Below are 13,563 nucleotides of genomic sequence, written 5' to 3' on the forward strand. Positions count from 1 at the left end.
CGCCCGGCCTTCGCACCGCCATTTCGCCATGTCCCGGGAACCCACACACTCCGTACTGCTCTGGATCGTCGCCGCTGCGTTCTTCATGCAGTCGCTCGACACGACGATCGTCAACACTGCCCTGCCTTCGATCGCGCAAAGCCTGCACGCGTCGCCGCTCGCGATGCAGCCCGTCGTGGTCGCCTACACGCTGATGATGGCGATGCTCACGCCGGCGTCCGGCTGGCTCGCCGACCGGTTCGGCACGCGCCGCGTGTTCTCGGTCGCCATTCTCGTGTTCGTGCTCGCGTCGATCGGCTGCGCGGCGTCGCATACGCTCGGCCAGCTCGTCGTCGCGCGCGCCGTGCAGGGCATCGGCGGCTCGATGCTGCTGCCGATCGGGCGGCTCGCCGTGCTGCGCCGCGTGCCGGGCGAACAGTACGTCGCGGCGATCGCGTTCGTGTCGATCGCCGGCCAGCTCGGCCCGATCGTCGGGCCGACGCTCGGCGGCTGGCTCACGCAGGCGATTTCATGGCACTGGGTGTTCATCGTCAACGTGCCGGTCGGCGTGGTCGGCTTCATCGCCGTGCAGCGCTATCTGCCGCACGATCAGGCGAAACAGCCGCCGCCGTTCGACTTCATCGGCTGCGCGCTGCTGTCGGTCGCGATGATTGCGCTGTCGCTCGCGATCGACCCGCCGATGCCCGCGCATCGCGCCGCCTGGTCGGCCGGGCTCGCCGTGCTCGGCCTGGCGAGCGCGCTCGCGTACCTGCCGCATGCGCGGCGGCGCGCGCAGCCGCTGTTCCGGCTCGGGCTGTTCCGCGAGCCGAACTTCGGTTCGGGGCTGCTCGGCAACCTGCTGTGCCGGATCGGCACGAGCGCGGTGCCGTTCATGCTGCCGCTGCTGATGCAGGTGCAGCTCGGCTATACGCCGCTGCAGTCGGGGCTGATGATGCTGCCGGCCGCGATCGCGGGCGTCATCGCGAAACGCTGGATCGCGCCGCTCGTGAAGCGCTTCGGCTACGCGACGTTTCTGGTCGTGAATACGGGGATCGTCGGCTGCGCAATCGCGGGGTTTGCGCTGGTGTCGGCGCAGCCCGCGCCGGTGCTGGAGATCGTGCTGCTGGTCGTGTTCGGCGCCGCGAACTCGATGCAGTTCGCGGCGATGAACGGCGTGACGCTGAAGGGGCTGTCGCATGCCGACGCCGGCAGCGGCAACAGCCTGTTCACGATGATGCAGATGCTGGCGATGGGGCTCGGCGTATCGATCGGCGGGGGGCTCGTGAACCTGTTCGCTGCCTGGTGGGGCTCGATGGGGCGCGGGTTCATGCTGTCGTTCGCGTGCATGGGCGCCGTCACGCTGCTGTCGTCCATCGTGTTCCGGCGGATCGATACGGCAACGCCGCCGGCCGGTGCGGCAGCGCGATCGTCCGCGTGAGCGCCGCGGACGTCAGTTCGCCTGGCGGCGCTCGACGACGCGCTTGAGCACCCAGCGGATCGACGACCCGTCGGCCGGCGGCTGCGCGACGCGGTATTCGTCGACTTCGAGCGTGTACAGGTAACCGGGCTGGTACGCGAAGCCCTCGATGCCCGCGTACCACAGGCTCCACGGCTCGCTCGGGCTGCTGCGCACCTGCAGGCATTCCATCGGCGCGACACCCGTGCAGCGCGCGGATTGCGGCGCGACGTAGATGGTCTTCGTCACCGGCCGGCCGTCGGCCGGGCGGGCCGCGTTCTGGGCCGTGACGGCCGCGTCGGTCTGGCATCCGGCAACGAGCGTGCTGCCGGCAATGACGGCCGCGCCGAGCAGCGTTCTGGATTGGCGAAGCATCTGATATTCCTCTGGAAGCGTTGGAGGGGGCGGTTAGACGACCGGCACGGCGGCAAAGTTCACAAATACCTTACACCCGGCGATTCGCCCCCCCTCATTCGTGCGATGTCGTGCGCGCGCCGACACGTTACCGTGCTCCGGTGCAGCCGCGCGCATCGCCGCCGGCGGCCCGCACGTGCACGCCGGACGCCTACTTCGCGCGTTTCGCGTCGTTCGGCAACACGAACTCGACTCGGCGATTCAGTGCACGGCCGTCCGGATTGTCCGCGCCATTCCTGAGCGTATTGGGCGCGACCGGGCGGCTGTCCCCCAGCCCCTTGACCGACAAACGCGCCTTCTTCATCCCGTGCGACGTGAGCCAGTCGGCCACGGCATTCGCACGACGGACAGACAGCGTCTTGTTATACGCAGCGGACCCTTTCGAATCGGTATGCCCCTCGATCACGATCGCCCCGGACGGAACGGACGCGGCGAGCCGCAGAATGTCGTCGAGTGTCGGTTCGGCGGACGACCGGATGCTGGCCTTGTCGAAGTCGAACAGGATGTCGCCCAGCATCGACACCCGTACCGTCGCCTTGTCCTCGCGCACGGACAGGCCGTCGTGCCGTGCCGCGAGCCCCGATGCCTTGGCCGACAGATCCGATACGGTGCTGTTCAGATCGGACGAGAATCCCTTCACGTCCAGGACGGTTGCCTTGAGATCCCGAATATCGCGATGCGCCGGCGGCGCTTGCGCGAAGGCACTGCCGACGGCGGACGCCGACAGGATCAGCGCCAGGATTGATGTGATCGCTCCGGCCATGGTCAGCGATCGGTAATCTTGATGCCGTCGAGCGCCTCCACACCCGGAATCGACAACGACACCTTGGTGACGCTCTTCGGCGGAGCGGGAAATCTCCCGTACCACGTGCCCGCGCTCGGCGAATCCTTCGATGTGCTAAGAACCACGCGAGGACTGGCCAGCGGCTGGTTGTTGCTGTCAGTCAGCAGCAAGTGCTTCTTGTTGCCTGCGAGCACGTAGATGCCGTTCTCGTAGTCGCTCTTGCTGATCGAGCTATAGAGCACTTCCACCTTGTTCGCGACGAGCGGCCTGAACCGCAGCTTGATCGTCAGGATATCGCCTTCGCGGACCGCCTCGATTGCCTGCGCTTCGGCTACGCCACTCGAAACGAGCCCGACAGCCAGCGGCGTAGCGGAGGAAGACCCAGCGGGCGCCTGCGCCGACGCGGTATCGGCAAGCGCAGCGGTCGCCAGGAGCGCACCCACGACGGTGCAGATGGTTGCTGCGTTTCTAATTGGTGTCACGGGAACCGTCCTTTTTTAAGGTTATTGGTAGCGTGCGTCAATTACGAAACGAGTTCTCTCATTGCCGTTCCGGCGCTGGAACCCTGGCTGTGCCTCGGATTTGAATTCATGAATTTGTAGGGAGAATACACGGCTTTCGTAAGGACGGGCAACCGCCGCACGCATATTCCCGTGGCGCGATCCGCGCGTAAATATTTCCGACAGACCGGCGTCACGCGGTAGGCAACACTGGTGCGGACATTGCCGAACAGCGTGCTGTCGTTGGGCTGAGGTGCGCGACGCGGGGTGGATCTGTCGGGATCGTCACTTGCCGCGTTCGTCGCGGCATGCTTGAAGTCGCGGCAAATGCAGCAATTGCGTAAGGCTTGTGCCGGTTACATTACGATATCGATACCCATAACAACAGGACCCTCGAAAATGGCCGATAAACGATCCGGGATTCCGAAACGCAAGCACCGCCTTTCCACCACGATGACAGGCCTGCTCGTCTGCGCCGCGGCGTTGACCGCAAGCTGGTGCGCGCAGGCGGAAGAACACAACGATTTCATGAAATACATCGCCGGGCCGATGTATGACGGGCCGATCGCCGAACCGAAACTGCGCACGGCGCAGGACCGCGAGTTCGCCAGGAATATCCAGGACGGCGCCGCCGTCAATGAAGTGACCTTCGCGAGCCATTACATCCTGTGGACCTTTGATTGCGGACACAACGACAATTGCATGCGGGTATTCGCGCTCGACGCGAAAACAGGCAACGTGTACTGGTTTCCGTACATCGTGCGCGAACTGGCGATCGTGGACGACAACACGCCGACGGATTTCCGCTCGGACAGCCGGCTGCTCGTCGTGAACGGCAAGCCCGACGGGCAACCGCGCGGCAGATATCGCTACCTGTTCGAGAATGGCAAGTTCCGGTTGCTGGACAAGCAGGCTGGCCGCTGAGGCAACAGCGTGCTGTCGGTGGAGCCATGCGTTCGTTACGATGGGCCGCCACCGGATCGGTCTGGTCCGCTTCAACATCGAAGCGCCGGCGCATGCCGCCCGACCTGCCGAGCTTCCCGGCGCGGCAGGCGACAAGAACGGAAAGCTTCGCGGGAAAAGTCGCTGTCGTGACCGGTGCGTCGACCGGCACCGGTCAGGCAATTGCCGTCGACAGCGGATTCACCGCGTGACGATCGTGTACCATCGGCGCCTCCCGATACGCTTTGTCGCGCTGCGTTCGTCCGCCCGGCCACGTGCGCGCCCGCCACGCCCGCGCGGCCCGCACAGCGCCCCCCGCTTCGCATGACCTCACCCGTTCCGTCCGGCGCCACACTGCGCCCGCTGCCGATCGATACGCTGACCGTGCCGGCCGCGCTCGACGGACGCGCGGGCACCAACCGCTCGGGCAGCGCGCATCCGCAGATCGCCGCGACCAACGATCTCGACGCCGTGCGCGCATGGCTCGCGCGCTTCGTCGATACGCCGACCACGTTCCAGAACTACCGCAAGGAAGCCGAGCGCCTGCTGCTGTGGGCCGTGATCGCGTGCGGCAAGCCGCTGTCGTCGCTCACGCACGAGGATCTCGTCGTCTACCGGCAGTTCCTGCTCGCGCCCGCGCCGGCCGACGTGTGGTGCGCGAACGGCGGCCGCAAGCATCCGCGCGACGACCCGCGCTGGCGGCCGTTCTACGGGCCGCTGTCGGCGGCCAGCCAGCGGCAGGCGCTGGTGATCCTGAACGTGATGTTCTCGTGGCTCGTGCAGGCCGGCTACCTCGCAGGCAATCCGCTCGCGTTGTCGCGGCAGCGGCAGCGTCGTCCCGCACCGCGCGTCACGCGCCATCTCGGGCAACCGCTGTGGCAGTCCGTCAAGGACGCGATCGTCGCGATGCCGCGCGACGATGTGCGCGCGTGCTTCCATGCGGATCGCGCGCGCTGGCTGTTCACGCTGCTGTATCTCGGCGGGTTGCGCATCACCGAAGCGGCCGACACGACGATGGGCCAGTTCTTCTGCCGGCGCGACGCGAACGGGCACGACCGCTGGTGGCTCGACGTGACGGGCAAAGGCGGCCGGCAGCGGCTCGTGCCGGCCACCGACGAGATGATGGCCGAGCTGTCGCGCTACCGGCGCGCGCACGGGCTGCCCGCGCTGCCGTCCGACGGCGAGCCCACGCCGCTCGTGCTGCCGCTCGGCCAGGCGCGCAAGCCGCTCACGCGCGCGGCGCTGCACCGGATCGTGAAGCAGGTGTTCCGGCACGCGGCCGACCGGCTGCGCGCGAACGGCGCGGCCGGCGACGAACAGGCGCGCGTGCTCGAACAGGCGTCCGCGCACTGGCTGCGCCACAGCGCCGGCTCGCATATGGCCGACGGCCGCGTCGACCTGCGACTCGTGCGCGACAATCTCGGTCACGTGTCGCTCACGACGACGAGCCAGTACCTGCACGCGGACGACGACTGGCGGCATCGCGAGACGGAGGAGAAGCACCGGATCGGGTGGTAGGTGCTCCACGCGCTGCGCGAGATGGCGTTTCGCCGATGTCTAAATCGACGCAGGCTTGCGTTTCGCATCGACGCTCAGTGATCGAGTTCGAGCCCGCCCAGGCCACCGTTGCCGCGGCACTTCGCGCGGTCGCTTTCCGCCGGCACGTCGATCTGGCCGCACAGCACGTCGATGCGCTTGCGGTAACTGTCGATCAGGCACTGCGTCGTCGTGCAGCGGTTGCGCGCCTTGAGCCACACCTTCTGGCTCGCGACGAACCGGTGATACTCGGGTGGATCCTCGACCGGATAGTTGGCGAAGTCGTCCACGACATGCTTGTAATCCGCGTTGAGCGCATCGTCGAGACGCGACAACGCCGGATTGCCGCAGATTTCGCGCTCCACGAACGTGGACGCCTTCGCGCAGTCGAACGACGCGGCCTGCGCGCCGGTCATGCCGGCCGCGACGGCCAGTGCAACTAGCCATGCTTTCATAGGGGTGCCGTACGGAAGGAAACGGCGACCGGGCATCGGCTCGCCGTGACGAACGAACGGGGATTGTCCGCCGTCGGGATCCGGAAGCTTAGGCCAATGCGCATCGCGGTTCAATACGCGGTCCTGCTTCCCGGCACCCGCGCCGCGCACCGCGCGGCACGTCACGCCCCGCCCGATCAGTACACGGCCACCCAGTGCCCGGGCACCCACGCCCAGTGATTGCCGGCCCACCGGTAATGCCCCTTCGCCCAGCGATAGCCGGGTGCCGGCGGCGGCGGCATCACTTCGACGAGCGGCGCCGGCTGCGGCGGCCGCACGGGTTCGACCACGCACGCGGACATCAGCGCGGCACTCGCGCTCACCAGCACTGCAAGCGAAACGGATCGGATCTTCATATTCGATTCTCCCTTTTTGTGTAATCGGTTGGCGGGGTCGAGCGCGTAAACGCCCCGCTTCACGCGGCGCCGCGAATCAGGCCGGTCATCGGCCGCGTCGCGCCGCTTTCCGCGAACAGCGCGGACGCGGTGCGGCGCGGATCGAGCCGCAGGCTTTCGGCGGCTGCGCCCGAGATCAGCGCGTCGAGCGACGCGGTCGGCTTCAGGTCGCGGCCTTCGTACAGGTCGCCCGGCCGCAGCCCCGGCCAGTCGGCGATCACGCGGCCGCCCGCGACCGCGCCGCCCGCCAGCATCGCGACCGACGCCTGCCCGTGATCGGTGCCGCCCGTGCCGTTCGCCGCGGCCGTGCGGCCGAACTCGGTCGCGACCAGCACCGTGGTCTGCTGCCATGCGGGCCCGAGGCCGTCGCGCAGCGCGGCGAGCATCGTGTCGAGCGCTTTCAGCTGATTCGCGAGCCGCGCGTTCTGCGCGCTGTGCGTGTCCCAGCCGCCCGTTTCGATCATCGCGATCCGCGGGCCGTCGTCGCGCGCGAGGAACGTCGCGGCAAGTTTGCCGACGCCCGCCGGATCCTGCCGCGCATGCGCGTCGCCGGCGAGGCCGCGCGCTTGCATCGCCGACTGCCACAGCGGGCCGAGCTGCGCGTCGGCCTCGTAAAGCGCCGACACGCGCGCGAGCAGATCGTCCGGCGCGGCCGGCAAACCGGACGGCGCATACGACGCGGCCTGCACGGTGCCGCGCAACGCGAGCGGCACGGTCGGTGCGAACGCGATCGCGCTTTCGCGCGTCGCCGGCAGCAGCGCGGCGAGCCGGTTCAGCCAGCCGTCCTTCACCTGATACGGCGCACGACCGCCTGTTTCGAGCACATTCTGCCCGTCGAAATGCGAGCGGTCGCGATACGGCGACGCGATCGCGTGGACGAACAGCGCCTGTCCGTCGCGGTATAGCTGCGCGGTCTGCACGAGCGACGGATGCAGCGCGAACGTGCCGTCGAGCCGCATTGCGGCCGTCGTATCGATCGCGAGCGCGCCGCGCAGCGACGCATACGCGGGTTCGGCATACGGGACGACGATGTTCAGGCCGTCGGCCGCGCCGCGCTGGATCACGAACACAAAGCGCCGGTCGGTCTCGACGTTCGCGAACACGATCCGCGGCGCGACGAGGATCGCGCCTGCGCCGGCGGCGGCAACGCTCAGGAATTGTCGGCGGGACAGTGCCATGTTCACCTCCGTTGGAAGTCGGGCGATACGAGCAGCAGCGCGAGCGACGTGGTCGCGCTTTCCGCGCGCGACAGCGCGGCCGCGGTCGGCGCGCTCATCGAACCGGCGAGCAGCGTGTTGCCGAGCGTGCGCGGGTCGAGCCGGTCGCCGGTGCGCGCGGCCAGGCGCTGCGCGATCTCGACGCGGCGCACGAGCGCGTCGGGCGCGGCCCAGCTCGCGGCGACATCGTCGAAGCCTGCCGGCGAGCCCGGCCGCCACACCGGCTGGCCGAGCTGCGCGAGCAGCGGCGCGGCCTTCAGATCGCCCCGATCGTCCATCTCGCGCCAGCCGAGCCCGCGTAGCGACGACACGGCCCACTCCCACGGCGTCTTGAACTTGCGGTTGACCGGCGACCACGCATCGGGCGAATCGACGAGCGCGCGATAGACGGTCGGCAGATCGCCGCCGCTCGCATCGAACGCGCGCGCCAGCCGGTCGGTCAGCGCGGGCGGTGGATTGTCGGCGACGAAATGACGGGCAAGCTGGAACGCGATGTGCCGACCCGTTGCATCCGACCGCGCGAGGTCATGCAGGATCGCGCGCGCCTGCGCTTCGCCCGGCTGGTCGTAGGTGCGCCCCATCACCGTGCGCATGCCCGGCTCGTGCAGCTTCGGGCGAAACACGAACGCGCCGGGCGCGGCATCGCCCGGCTGCGGCCCGCGTCCGCCCGCGATGCTCCAGCCCGTCAATGCGCGCGCGAATTCCGTCACGTCGGCTTGCGTGTAGCCGGTTCGCACGCCGAGCGTGTGCAGTTCCATGATTTCGCGTGCGAGGTTCTCGTTGAGCCCGCGCTTCGCCGACGGATTGCGCGCTTCCGCGCGCAATGCGGCCGGGCTGTCCGGGCCAACCGAGCGCGCCTGGTCGAGAAAGACCTGCATCGCGGGATGCTGTTCGACGGCGACGAGCATGTCCTCGAAGCGGCCGAGCACGTGCGGGCGGATCGCGTCGCGTTCGAACGCGCCCGCATACGCGGCCACCTGCCCCTTGTCGACCGACACCGCGAAATGGTTCGCCCAGAAATGTACGAGACGCTCGACGAATGGCGCGGGCGTGTTCAGCGCGCTGTTCAACCGCGCGGCGACGGCGCTGCGATACGCGTCGTAGCCGTCGCGCCGGATCGATTGCGCGATCGCGCGCTTCGCGGCCGCGTCGTCGCCCGTCATCGCGTTGCGTGCGTTCGCGAAGCGCATCGCGAGCGCGACCGCGTCCGGTTCGCCGGCCCACGCGGCGGGCCGCGCGTCGTAACGGTCGAATTGCGCGACCAGCGCCGCCTTCGGGTCGGCAGGCGGCGCTTCGTCGGCCCGCGCGCCGAGACCGAAGCGGTTCAGCGCGATCGCGGCCGGCGTGGTGTCGTTCGGGTGGTCCATGACGGGCTCTCTTGCGGTGCGTACCCACGTTTAACGCGGGCATGCAGGGAAATCCGTCGCGGGGATGGCAAATATTTTTTGGATCGGAGAAACGAGGAACGAGAGAGTCGGCGGAGGCGATGCACGGCAACGGCGCAAGTCATCGACACGCAACGGCGCGTGCGATTCATCTCGTGCACGCATTGCGCATGACCGAACGCGAATATCGGCGACACGCATACCGCGTGTCGCGCTGCCTGATGCTTACTGGCTCGCCGGCGCGTCCGGCTTTCTCTGCAGTCTCGGCGGCAGACGCCAGTTGCCGCTGTGCTGCAACCCGTCGACGAACTTCACGCGCTCTTCGGGCGTCAGCGTCGCCGCGAAATCGACGACGCTGCGTTCGACCTGCACGCGCATCGCGGTATCAGCCGCGCGCGTGCGGTCGAGCGCGGCGTCGATCGCCGCGCGATCGAGCTGCGGCGCGGCGAGCAGATCCAGCACGGTGATCCGGCCGTCGCGCCCTTCCCGCGCGAAATCGCGGCCGTTCTTGCGCGCGGCCTTCAGCGCGGCAGCAAACTCGCGCTGCCGCGCATCGGGCAATTCGTCCGCCGCGAAACGCAACGCGGTGCGTTGCGCGGGCGCGCCTGCCGCAAGCTGGTCGCGATGCGTCGAGAACCACTGATACACGCCGCCGCCGATCGCGCCGAGCATGAACACGTTCAGCACGACCGAGCCGACGAGGATGAATTTCCAGCCACGTTCGCTCATTCACCACCCCAATCCACGCTCGGGCCGCCGAACGTCGTCGTCAGATAGTCCGGCTCGTGCGGCGACGTCGGCACGCTGCCGAGCATCAGCATCGACACGGCCACCGCGCCCGCCAGCGCGCCGGCCAGGCCGACGCCCGCGAACGCCGCGCCCGACCACCACACGGTGCCGCGCCGTCGCGCGCGTTGCGGCGCGGGTGCCGACGCGACGATGCGCTCGACGAGCGCCGGTGCAGGCGGCATGACCGTGTCGTACGAAAGCCATGCATCGAGGTCGGCGGCATCGTCCAGTGCCAGCAGCGCGTCGCGCGGGTTCGCGCGCGCCCACGCCTCGGCGGCCGCGCGCTCGCCGTCCGGCCAGCGCCGCGCGTCCGAGCCGTACGCGGCGACGATGGTGCGAAATCGTTCGGGTGTCATCGCTTGTCCTCGCTAGGTGGGTCGCCGGCCAGTTGCGCGCGCAGGTTGCGCCTCGCGCGGGCGAGCAGGCTTTCCAGCGCATCGACGGTGATGCCCATCAGGTTGGCCGCTTCCACATTCGACATTTCCTGATAGTACTGGAGCACGAGTGCTTCCCGCTGCCGCGGCGGCAACGCGGCAAGCGCCTGCCGCACGCGCGCGTCGCGCGAGCGCAGTTCCGCATGCACGGCCGGCTCCGGTTGCGGGTCCGGCACGTCGGGCAACGTATCGACAGGCTCGTCGCGTCGGCCGCGCAACCGGTCGTAGCACAGGTTCAGCACGACGCGATGCAGCCACGTGTCGAAGCGCGCCTCGCCTTCGCGCCAGCGCGGCGCCTGGTTCCAGATTCGCAAGAACGTCTCCTGCGCGACGTCCTCGGCTTCGTTCCGGTCGCCGAGCATGCGCGTCGCCAATGCGAGCAGCCGCGGCAGCTTGCGCGCGACGAGCACGCGCACCGCCGACGAATCGCGCGCGCCGACGCGCGCGACGAGTTCCGCGTCCGGATCGCGGTCGCCGCGATCGTTCAACGCCGCCTGCTCCGTCGCGCAGCGCGATTGCGCCGCCCTGCCGCCCGGCTGAAGCTCATCGTCGTGCTCTCCTTGCATGCGTCGGGCCATCGCCGCGCGGCGCCACGCCGACGGTTCGGCGGTGCCGTGCGCATCGCGCGCGGCGTCGCACACGGCATCGGCCATGTCCGTTTCATCGACATCCGTGTCGCGCAGCATATCGATCCTGTCGGCCGGTTACGCGACCGTCGGCCGGCGTGCTCAATATACGACGACCGGCGCGGGCCGGTAATACACCGGACGCGCCGGCACCACGACGCAGCCGGCCAGCACGATGGCCGCGGCCGCCAGTATCACGATGGTTCGAAAAGGCATGGCTTCGACTCATGACATTGCGTGAAGGATCCGCCGCGCCGGCACGATGTTCCGCGCGGCGGCGCGCGCATCAGGCCCAGTGGCCCGGCACCCAGCGCCACGCCGGGCCACGCGCGGCCCAGTGCCCGGGCACCCAGTGGTAACCGACGCGCACCACTTGCCAGTGGCCCGGAATCCAGACGTAGCGGCCCTGCCGCCAGTGCCAGTGACCCTGGTCCCACACGTAGCCCGCGCGCGGCGCCGGCATCACTTCGACGCGCGGCGCCGGCGGTGCGTAAGGTGCGACGATCACGGCCTGCGCGAATGCCGCCGACGCCGCCAGCGCGGCCACGCATCCGGCGGCAAACCGCAATGGAACAGAAAGTTTCATGAAAGACTCCGAAGTAACGGGCATCGACCGGAAGCGGCCGTTCATGCGTTAAACGGAGCGGGCAAGAGAAATCCGTCGCGAGGTTGGCGAATAAATTTCGGGGCGACCGAGCGCGCTTTGGAGCGGACCGGATGCCACGCGATGCGCGATTCCTCGTATCGGCCGCCGCACACGCGGGGTTGCCGTGCTGTCACAACGCGGCAAAACTGCCCTTCGACAATATGTGTCACCGGGATCCCGCTCGTTTCCGGCCCACGCCCCGGCCGCGCTCGCGCATGGCCGCGCGGCTCCACCTTTCGCGTCCCCATCAACGAAAACTACGACCATGTCGAACCAGGACAATCTCCCTGATCAGCCGAACGAGCCGGCCGCGTCGGTGTCGCGTCGCGGCTTCCTGAAACTCGCCGGCGTATCCGGCCTCGCCACTGCTGCCGGCGGGCTCGCGGCCGCCCGGGCCGCCGCGTCGAATCCGGACGGCACGCCCGAACAGGTCCACCTGACGTGGGGCAACGACCCGACTTCCGAAGTCGTGATCTCGTGGGCGTCGCTCGCACCGGCCGTCAATCCGCGCGCGCGCATCGTCGCCGACGGCGAGCCGCCGCGCACGGTGCACGGCGTCCAGCGCCTGTACACCGACGGCCTGAACGGCGAAACCGTGTTCGCGTACCACGCGCGCGTGCACGGGCTGAAGCCGGATACGCGCTACCGCTACGAGATCACGGCCGACAACGATAGCAACGCCGCTCAGCCGTTCGCCGCGAATTTTTCGACCGCGCCGCGCGGCCGCGCGCCGTTCCGCTTCACGAGCTACGGCGATCTCGCGACGCCCAACGGTGCATGGGTGCTGTCGTCGCCGCAGAGCCGCTTCGCGGTGCAGGCCGTCGAGCAGTTCCAGCCGCTGTTCCACCTGCTGAACGGCGACCTCTGCTACGCGAACCTGAACCCCGCGCACCAGCCCGAGGTGTGGCGCGACTTCGGCAACAACAACCAGACGTCGGCCGCGAATCGCCCGTGGATGCCCTGCCCCGGCAATCACGAGATCGAGTTCAACAACGGTCCGCAAGGGCTCGACTCGTATCTCGCGCGCTATACGCTGCCGGAGAACGGCACGCGCTTCCCGGGCCGCTGGTACAGCTTCCGCGTGAGCTCGGTGCTGTTCGTGTCGCTCGACGCCGACGACGTCGTGTACCAGGACGCCGCCGCGTTCGTCGGCAGCCCCGCGCCGCTCGTGCCGGCCGCGAGCACGGGCCGCCCGCCGATCGAGCCCGGCACGTCGTTCTACGTGCGCGGCTACAGCAACGGCGAGCAGACGCGCTGGCTCGAACACACGCTGCGCCATGCGGCGCATGACGACGACATCGACTGGATCGTCGTGCAGATGCACCAGGACGCGCTCAGTTCGTCGAAGACGGGCAACGGTTCCGACAAAGGCATTCGCGAGGCATGGCTGCCGCTGTTCGATCGTTACGGCGTCGACCTCGTGCTGTGCGGCCACGATCACGACTACGAGCGCAGCTACCCGGTGCGCGGCTGCAATCACCGCGCGGGCGTCGATGCGTCGACCGGCGAAGTGGTCGAAACGCTGCAGCCGCGTCCGGTCGGCTCGAACGACCCGGATCGCACGAAGTTCGACACGAGCCACGGCACGATCCACCTGATCCTCGGCGGCGGCGGCACCAGCGCACCGCTCGACGTGTACGGCGAGAACCCGTCGACCGGCTTTGCGCGGGCGAAGGTGTTCACGAAGCCGAACCGGCCGGTGCCGGGCACCGCGCCGAACACGTTCGTGCGCCAGCCGGCCGATGCGCTCGAGGATGCGATCTGGTCCGCGCGCCGCGATACGGGCACCGGTTACGGGATCGCCGTGTTCGATCACGACCCGGGCAAGCCGGGCGGCCACACGACGATCACGATGCGCTACTACCACGCGCCGGGCGCCGATCAGCACCCGACCGCGCAGTACGAGCTGTTCGAGACGATCGAGTTGAGCAAGAAGCGGCACGAGCGGTGATCGGGCCGGCGCCCG

16 protein-coding genes are annotated in these 13,563 nt (G+C 68.8%); 5 read left to right on the top strand and 11 right to left on the bottom strand.

Annotated features, from left to right (window positions below; genetic code table 11):
- The first annotated feature begins 28 nt into the window (after positions 1 to 28).
- On the top strand, positions 29 to 1,417 hold the full coding sequence (locus tag BT264_RS15970) for a DHA2 family efflux MFS transporter permease subunit (RefSeq protein WP_072438640.1): 1,389 nt from the start codon (positions 29 to 31) through the stop codon (positions 1,415 to 1,417).
- Between the two features lie 12 nt (positions 1,418 to 1,429).
- Here the strand turns inward: BT264_RS15970 and BT264_RS15975 are convergent, their stop codons facing one another.
- From BT264_RS15975 to BT264_RS15985, 3 genes are all read right to left on the bottom strand, one after another.
- Complete coding sequence (locus BT264_RS15975; RefSeq protein ID WP_072438642.1) at positions 1,430 to 1,810, bottom strand: DUF4377 domain-containing protein; 381 nt, start codon at positions 1,808 to 1,810, stop codon at positions 1,430 to 1,432.
- Positions 1,811 to 2,000: 190 nt separating this feature from the next.
- Positions 2,001 to 2,612, bottom strand: coding sequence for an OmpA family protein (locus tag BT264_RS15980; protein WP_072438644.1), 612 nt, complete (start codon positions 2,610 to 2,612; stop codon positions 2,001 to 2,003).
- A gap of 2 nt (positions 2,613 to 2,614) precedes the next feature.
- Positions 2,615 to 3,115, bottom strand: coding sequence for a hypothetical protein (locus BT264_RS15985; protein ID WP_256260642.1), 501 nt, complete (start codon positions 3,113 to 3,115; stop codon positions 2,615 to 2,617).
- Between the two features lie 285 nt (positions 3,116 to 3,400).
- On the opposite strand from BT264_RS15985, the gene BT264_RS15990 reads away from it, so the two are divergent.
- From BT264_RS15990 to BT264_RS15995, 3 genes are all read left to right on the top strand, one after another.
- Positions 3,401 to 4,057 (top strand): hypothetical protein, encoded by a 657-nt coding sequence (locus BT264_RS15990; protein WP_177318372.1) that lies wholly within the window; start codon positions 3,401 to 3,403, stop codon positions 4,055 to 4,057.
- A 92-nt stretch (positions 4,058 to 4,149) separates the two neighbouring features.
- Positions 4,150 to 4,287 (top strand): hypothetical protein, encoded by a 138-nt coding sequence (locus tag BT264_RS39200; protein WP_177318373.1) that lies wholly within the window; start codon positions 4,150 to 4,152, stop codon positions 4,285 to 4,287.
- 112 nt (positions 4,288 to 4,399) lie between these two features.
- Complete coding sequence (locus BT264_RS15995) at positions 4,400 to 5,593, top strand: tyrosine-type recombinase/integrase (protein ID WP_072438649.1); 1,194 nt, start codon at positions 4,400 to 4,402, stop codon at positions 5,591 to 5,593.
- 74 nt (positions 5,594 to 5,667) lie between these two features.
- Here the strand turns inward: BT264_RS15995 and BT264_RS16000 are convergent, their stop codons facing one another.
- The 8 genes from BT264_RS16000 to BT264_RS16035 form a co-directional block, all read right to left on the bottom strand.
- Complete coding sequence (locus BT264_RS16000) at positions 5,668 to 6,066, bottom strand: lysozyme inhibitor LprI family protein (RefSeq protein WP_072438651.1); 399 nt, start codon at positions 6,064 to 6,066, stop codon at positions 5,668 to 5,670.
- 176 nt (positions 6,067 to 6,242) lie between these two features.
- Positions 6,243 to 6,461, bottom strand: a complete 219-nt coding sequence (locus tag BT264_RS16005; protein ID WP_072438653.1) for a YXWGXW repeat-containing protein — start codon at positions 6,459 to 6,461, stop codon at positions 6,243 to 6,245.
- 59 nt (positions 6,462 to 6,520) lie between these two features.
- Complete coding sequence (locus tag BT264_RS16010; RefSeq protein WP_072438655.1) at positions 6,521 to 7,678, bottom strand: DUF1501 domain-containing protein; 1,158 nt, start codon at positions 7,676 to 7,678, stop codon at positions 6,521 to 6,523.
- Between the two features lie 2 nt (positions 7,679 to 7,680).
- Positions 7,681 to 9,084, bottom strand: coding sequence for a DUF1800 domain-containing protein (locus BT264_RS16015; protein ID WP_072438657.1), 1,404 nt, complete (start codon positions 9,082 to 9,084; stop codon positions 7,681 to 7,683).
- 243 nt (positions 9,085 to 9,327) lie between these two features.
- Positions 9,328 to 9,831: a periplasmic heavy metal sensor gene (locus tag BT264_RS16020; protein WP_072438659.1), complete on the bottom strand. Its 504-nt coding sequence runs from the start codon at positions 9,829 to 9,831 to the stop codon at positions 9,328 to 9,330.
- Positions 9,828 to 10,247, bottom strand: coding sequence for a hypothetical protein (locus tag BT264_RS16025; protein WP_072438661.1), 420 nt, complete (start codon positions 10,245 to 10,247; stop codon positions 9,828 to 9,830). Before BT264_RS16025 ends, BT264_RS16020 begins: the two co-directional genes overlap by 4 nt.
- Positions 10,244 to 11,011, bottom strand: coding sequence for an RNA polymerase sigma factor (locus tag BT264_RS16030; RefSeq protein ID WP_072438663.1), 768 nt, complete (start codon positions 11,009 to 11,011; stop codon positions 10,244 to 10,246). Before BT264_RS16030 ends, BT264_RS16025 begins: the two co-directional genes overlap by 4 nt.
- Before the next feature lie 226 nt (positions 11,012 to 11,237).
- Positions 11,238 to 11,537, bottom strand: coding sequence for a YXWGXW repeat-containing protein (locus tag BT264_RS16035; protein WP_034180189.1), 300 nt, complete (start codon positions 11,535 to 11,537; stop codon positions 11,238 to 11,240).
- A 325-nt stretch (positions 11,538 to 11,862) separates the two neighbouring features.
- On the opposite strand from BT264_RS16035, the gene BT264_RS16040 reads away from it, so the two are divergent.
- A complete protein-coding gene (locus BT264_RS16040) occupies positions 11,863 to 13,548 on the top strand; it encodes a purple acid phosphatase family protein (RefSeq protein ID WP_072438665.1) in 1,686 nt (561 codons plus the stop codon).
- Positions 13,549 to 13,563 lie beyond the last annotated feature (15 nt).

Source organism: Burkholderia sp. NFPP32 (assembly GCF_900119325.1).
Classification (GTDB): Bacteria; Pseudomonadota; Gammaproteobacteria; order Burkholderiales; family Burkholderiaceae; genus Burkholderia; species Burkholderia pyrrocinia_C.

What these genes read in the sequence shown, in the direction of transcription:
- BT264_RS15970 (WP_072438640.1), top strand. Translation starts at nt 29, where the DNA reads ATGTCCCGGGAACCCACACACTCCGTACTGCTCTGGATCGTCGCCGCT.
- BT264_RS15975 (WP_072438642.1), bottom strand. Translation starts at nt 1,810, where the DNA reads ATGCTTCGCCAATCCAGAACGCTGCTCGGCGCGGCCGTCATTGCCGGC.
- BT264_RS15980 (WP_072438644.1), bottom strand. Translation starts at nt 2,612, where the DNA reads ATGGCCGGAGCGATCACATCAATCCTGGCGCTGATCCTGTCGGCGTCC.
- BT264_RS39200 (WP_177318373.1), top strand. Translation starts at nt 4,150, where the DNA reads ATGCCGCCCGACCTGCCGAGCTTCCCGGCGCGGCAGGCGACAAGAACG.
- BT264_RS15995 (WP_072438649.1), top strand. Translation starts at nt 4,400, where the DNA reads ATGACCTCACCCGTTCCGTCCGGCGCCACACTGCGCCCGCTGCCGATC.
- BT264_RS16000 (WP_072438651.1), bottom strand. Translation starts at nt 6,066, where the DNA reads ATGAAAGCATGGCTAGTTGCACTGGCCGTCGCGGCCGGCATGACCGGC.
- BT264_RS16005 (WP_072438653.1), bottom strand. Translation starts at nt 6,461, where the DNA reads ATGAAGATCCGATCCGTTTCGCTTGCAGTGCTGGTGAGCGCGAGTGCC.
- BT264_RS16010 (WP_072438655.1), bottom strand. Translation starts at nt 7,678, where the DNA reads ATGGCACTGTCCCGCCGACAATTCCTGAGCGTTGCCGCCGCCGGCGCA.
- BT264_RS16015 (WP_072438657.1), bottom strand. Translation starts at nt 9,084, where the DNA reads ATGGACCACCCGAACGACACCACGCCGGCCGCGATCGCGCTGAACCGC.
- BT264_RS16020 (WP_072438659.1), bottom strand. Translation starts at nt 9,831, where the DNA reads ATGAGCGAACGTGGCTGGAAATTCATCCTCGTCGGCTCGGTCGTGCTG.
- BT264_RS16025 (WP_072438661.1), bottom strand. Translation starts at nt 10,247, where the DNA reads ATGACACCCGAACGATTTCGCACCATCGTCGCCGCGTACGGCTCGGAC.
- BT264_RS16030 (WP_072438663.1), bottom strand. Translation starts at nt 11,011, where the DNA reads ATGCTGCGCGACACGGATGTCGATGAAACGGACATGGCCGATGCCGTG.
- BT264_RS16035 (WP_034180189.1), bottom strand. Translation starts at nt 11,537, where the DNA reads ATGAAACTTTCTGTTCCATTGCGGTTTGCCGCCGGATGCGTGGCCGCG.
- BT264_RS16040 (WP_072438665.1), top strand. Translation starts at nt 11,863, where the DNA reads ATGTCGAACCAGGACAATCTCCCTGATCAGCCGAACGAGCCGGCCGCG.